Annotated in this window: 4 protein-coding genes and 1 pseudogene; 2 read left to right on the forward strand and 3 right to left on the reverse strand. The window is 62.7% G+C overall.

Going from position 1 to position 3,666, the window contains the following annotated elements:
* Positions 1-185: 185 nt before the first annotated feature.
* Both NV1_RS41435 and NV1_RS41440 read right to left on the reverse strand, forming a co-directional pair.
* Positions 186-548: a putative quinol monooxygenase gene (locus NV1_RS41435; RefSeq protein ID WP_084526754.1), complete on the reverse strand. Its 363-nt coding sequence runs from the start codon at positions 546-548 to the stop codon at positions 186-188.
* Between the two features lie 75 nt (positions 549-623).
* On the reverse strand, positions 624-1,247 hold the full coding sequence (locus NV1_RS41440; protein ID WP_067905168.1) for a class I SAM-dependent methyltransferase: 624 nt from the start codon (positions 1,245-1,247) through the stop codon (positions 624-626).
* 200 nt (positions 1,248-1,447) lie between these two features.
* Between NV1_RS41440 and NV1_RS41445 the strand changes: the two genes are divergently transcribed.
* Together NV1_RS41445 and NV1_RS41450 are read left to right on the forward strand one after the other, a co-directional pair.
* Entirely contained in the window at positions 1,448-2,275 is an 828-nt protein-coding gene (locus NV1_RS41445; RefSeq protein ID WP_218027377.1) for an AraC family transcriptional regulator, read from the forward strand.
* A gap of 277 nt (positions 2,276-2,552) precedes the next feature.
* Positions 2,553-3,146: an IS630 family transposase gene (locus NV1_RS41450; RefSeq protein ID WP_157117781.1), complete on the forward strand. Its 594-nt coding sequence runs from the start codon at positions 2,553-2,555 to the stop codon at positions 3,144-3,146.
* Between the two features lie 297 nt (positions 3,147-3,443).
* Here NV1_RS41450 and NV1_RS41455 read toward each other — a convergent pair.
* A pseudogene (locus NV1_RS41455) lies at positions 3,444-3,584 on the reverse strand (IS5/IS1182 family transposase); the annotation flags it as partial.
* Positions 3,585-3,666 lie beyond the last annotated feature (82 nt).

Here is a 3,666-nt window from a genome sequence, read left to right on the forward strand (position 1 = left end):
ACTAAGGGCTAAGGCCCTCAAGAGGCAGTGCTTTGGCAGATCGAACCTGGACCTACTCCGGAAACGAATACTACTCAGCCACAACGAATCCGGCTCGACAACAGAAACCCGACGGACCTCGGAATGATCACGTTATCTGCGTCAGAACCCTTCAGGCTGGCAGGCGACAGGTGGGCATCACGGGTCTATAGCGGTCCGCCTCGAGTGCTGGTGCATCCCTCGAAGATGACTGCTTCGACATCTGTGAGCGACCCGTTCAGTCGGTACTTTCCCAGTAGTTCTTGAAAAGCTGGCTGCTTCGTCCAGGTAGCGAAGGAGTCGTCATTCTCCCAGGATTGAAAAACGTAGACCTTCGAGGGGTCGGCCGGATCACTCATGTACTTGTAAATACTGGCACCGTCTCGCTCGCGTGCGGTTGCGGCAAGCCAGTCGGCCATTTCGGCGTCCAGGTCCGGTCGTTGGGCCGGGTCGACGGTCATGCTCGAGAAGATTACTATCATCGTCATTCCTTCCACTGGGCATCGCACGTGCAGGTCGGGCGGGTACATCGGCCGTGCGTGGCCGGGTGCGAGCCACGAGAGGTACCACAATGCGCACGAGACGGCGGCAGAGTTCGGGACAGGTCACCGGGAGGCCCGGTAGAACGCGTGGCGGCCCAGACGGGACGCGCCATCGCTGATGTGAACCGGATCGGTCAGCCCTGCCTGTGCCATGAGTTCCACCGGGTCGACCACTCGCGGCCTGTCGTGATCATGGCGGTCACGAAGCGTAGCCAGAACCTTTGACTTCCGTTCTGGCCTCGCTACGAAGTCGAGCAGGTGCAGGCTGCCGTCCGGCTTCAGGACGCGGCGGACCTCGCTCAGGGTGGCGAGCTTCTGGTCGTCGGGAATGTGGTGGAACACGAAGGACGACAAGATCCGGTCGATGCCTGCATCCGGATAGGGCAGATGGGTGGCGTCACCGTGGTCCAGCTGAATCTCGACGCGGGCGCGGGCTGCCTTGCGAGCCGCGGTGACAAGAGAAGCGGCACTGGTGTCGAGGCCGATCGCGATAGACGCGGGAACAGCACGTTTGACCTTCAATAGGATGTTCCCGGTGCCTACGCCGACCTCTAGCACCGTGGCACCGGCGCCGATCGCGGCCTGAGCGACCAGTTGCCAGTGGGCGTCGCCGACGCCGGCGGCCCGGCTGAGCCAATCGTAGGCCCGGGGGGAGATCGTTTTCGCGTGGCCGCGAGCATCGGTCATGTCTGCCTCACTGGTCTGGACGAATCTCTGTTTGTCAAGATCAGTGTGACGGGTTTTGAGCTGCGTGGCCGGGATGAAACAATGAGGTGATGGGACAATCTTCCGGCACCGGTGGAGCGCGGCGCCGAGCCGGGCACACGCCGCAGCGAGTACCCCTCATCGGCTATTCCCCCGGCCCGGGGCTGCCGCCGGTCGCGATCATGACCGAGGCGGTCGACCTTCCCCCGCACCACTATGCCGTTCCGGCGACCCACGCCCACGACTTCCTGCAGCTTGTGTATATCGAGGATGGGCGGCATTGCTTGCGCGTCGAGGACCGGGACTGGCATCTCACGACCGGTGACGCCTTCGTCATCGCTCCCGGCACCGTCATCAATGCCCACCACACCCACACGGACTCGGACACCAAGATGTGGATGGTCCTGTTCTCCGCGGACGCCGTCGAGCCCGCGGCCACCACCCTGCTCACGTCCTGGCGTGCCCACCCCCTGCTGTCATCGTTCGCCGGCACCGGCCGTGGCGCACACCGCGTCGAAGTTCCGCACGAAGATCGCTGGACATGGCACATGCACCTCGCCGGCCTGCGCTCAGAACTACGACACCGCCGCGACGGATACGCCGACGCGATCCGTGCCCACCTGACCCTGCTTCTCATCCAGCTGAGCAGACTCGACCTCGACATCCCTTTCGACCTCGATCGAGATTCCGTGCTCGCCGCCGTATTCGACGCCATCGAGACCCGGTACCAGGAACCAATTTCCCTGAATGTCATCGCCGTTGCTGTCGCTCAGAGCCCTGGCCACCTCGCCGCCATCATCAAGCAACGCACCGGCCGCACCGTAGGACAATGGATCACTGAGCGCCGGATGCGCGAAGCGCGCAGACTTCTCGCCGACACGGACCGCCCCATCAGCGAGATCGCGGCCAGAATCGGCTACCGCGACCCAGGCTACTTCACCCGCAAATTCCACGCGGAAAACCAGATGGCGCCCCAAGCTTGGCGGCAGGCAGGCCGGCAATCGCCTTGATGGGCTTATCGTCATCGTTCAGTGGCCAGCAAATATCGATCGCTGTAGGGACCGCACAGATCCCAGCGTGCGCTGCTAACGCACTGGGCTCCTGCCTCGGGTACAGACATGACTCCATGTGCTCGCATATGGATATGCGTGTGGTTGTTGCCGTTGTCAAGCGTTGGCGGTGTCTGGTGTCGTTGGTGTATCCGGTAGTTGAGCTGCGCTGATCCGGGATTATTGATCCGGAACTGAACGTTTGCGGGTGTGGATCGTGTTCGGGTAGGTCTGTCCGGTGGTTGATGATCTGAGGGTGGACATGCGCAGGCTCTCTCCCGGTCAGCAGGAAGCGTTGCGGATGCGTGTGGTCGCCGCGTTGCGCGAGGGGATGTCGGGCGCGGAGGCCGTTCGGGTGTTCGGGGTCTCGGAGAACTCGATCCGGAATTGGAAGGCCCGCTTCGCTTTTGGTGGTATGGAGGGTCTGGAGTCGCGGCGTGGTGGCCGTAAGGCGGGTGAGGCGCGGAAGCTGACGTCCTCGCAGGAGGTGGCGTTGATCGAGGCGATCATCGAGTTCGAACCGGAGCAGTTGGCGATGGACGGCAAGTTGTGGACTCGCCGCAAGGCCACTCAGCTGGCGTGGAACCTGTTCGGAGTGTCCTATACCGAGCGTGGGATGGGAAAGCTGTTGCGGCGCATGGGATTGTCGTTCCAGCGGCCCGATCGCCGCGCGATCGAGGCGAACCCCGAGGCGATGGCCGAATGGGTCGAGACGACGTATCCGGCGCTGGCCAGGCGTGCCGAGGCCGAGGGCGCGGTGATCCTGTTCGCAGACCAGGTCGGGGTGCGCTCGGATCATCTGTCGGGCGCCACCTGGGGTCGGGTCGGATAGACCCCGACAGTCACGCGGACAGGAAAACGGTTCAGTCTCAACGCGATGTCGGCGATCTCCCCGCGCGGGGACATGCGGTTCACCGGCCGCGACCAGATGGAACTGGCGGTGCAGTCCTTCTTCCGACGCGTCCAGAAGCTGCCCTGTCACGTCCGCGGCTACTTTCACGCCCCACACACCATTTACACTTCAACCGTTTAGTTCCTGATCAATAGAAGCGAGACAGGCAGTGTGATATCGGTCATTGACGTTGGCGCGTGTGGACGGTGTTGGCTGACGTCAGCCATTAAATAGCGGGATAAATGCCGTGAACACCGCCCGCTGGTCAGTCGGCACGACCCCACCGCCCTGCGGACGTTGCGCGAACTTCGGCAGCAGCGGCTCGACCAACTCCCACAATTCGTCCGGCACCAACCGCCGCGACAACGCATCCACCACGACCGAACGTCATGCAACACAACCAAATTCAGTGCACCGAGGAACGAATTACACCCATGTGAGACACGGTTTAATACTCCAG

It is taken from the genome of Nocardia vaccinii NBRC 15922, from assembly GCF_001613305.1.
Taxonomy (GTDB): Bacteria; Actinomycetota; Actinomycetes; order Mycobacteriales; family Mycobacteriaceae; genus Nocardia; species Nocardia vaccinii.

Excerpts from the sequence above, each read along its gene's own strand:
- NV1_RS41435 (WP_084526754.1), bottom strand. The coding sequence starts at position 548 with ATGTACCCGCCCGACCTGCACGTGCGATGCCCAGTGGAAGGAATGACG.
- NV1_RS41445 (WP_218027377.1), top strand. The coding sequence starts at position 1,448 with ATGACCGAGGCGGTCGACCTTCCCCCGCACCACTATGCCGTTCCGGCG.
- NV1_RS41440 (WP_067905168.1), bottom strand. The coding sequence starts at position 1,247 with ATGACCGATGCTCGCGGCCACGCGAAAACGATCTCCCCCCGGGCCTAC.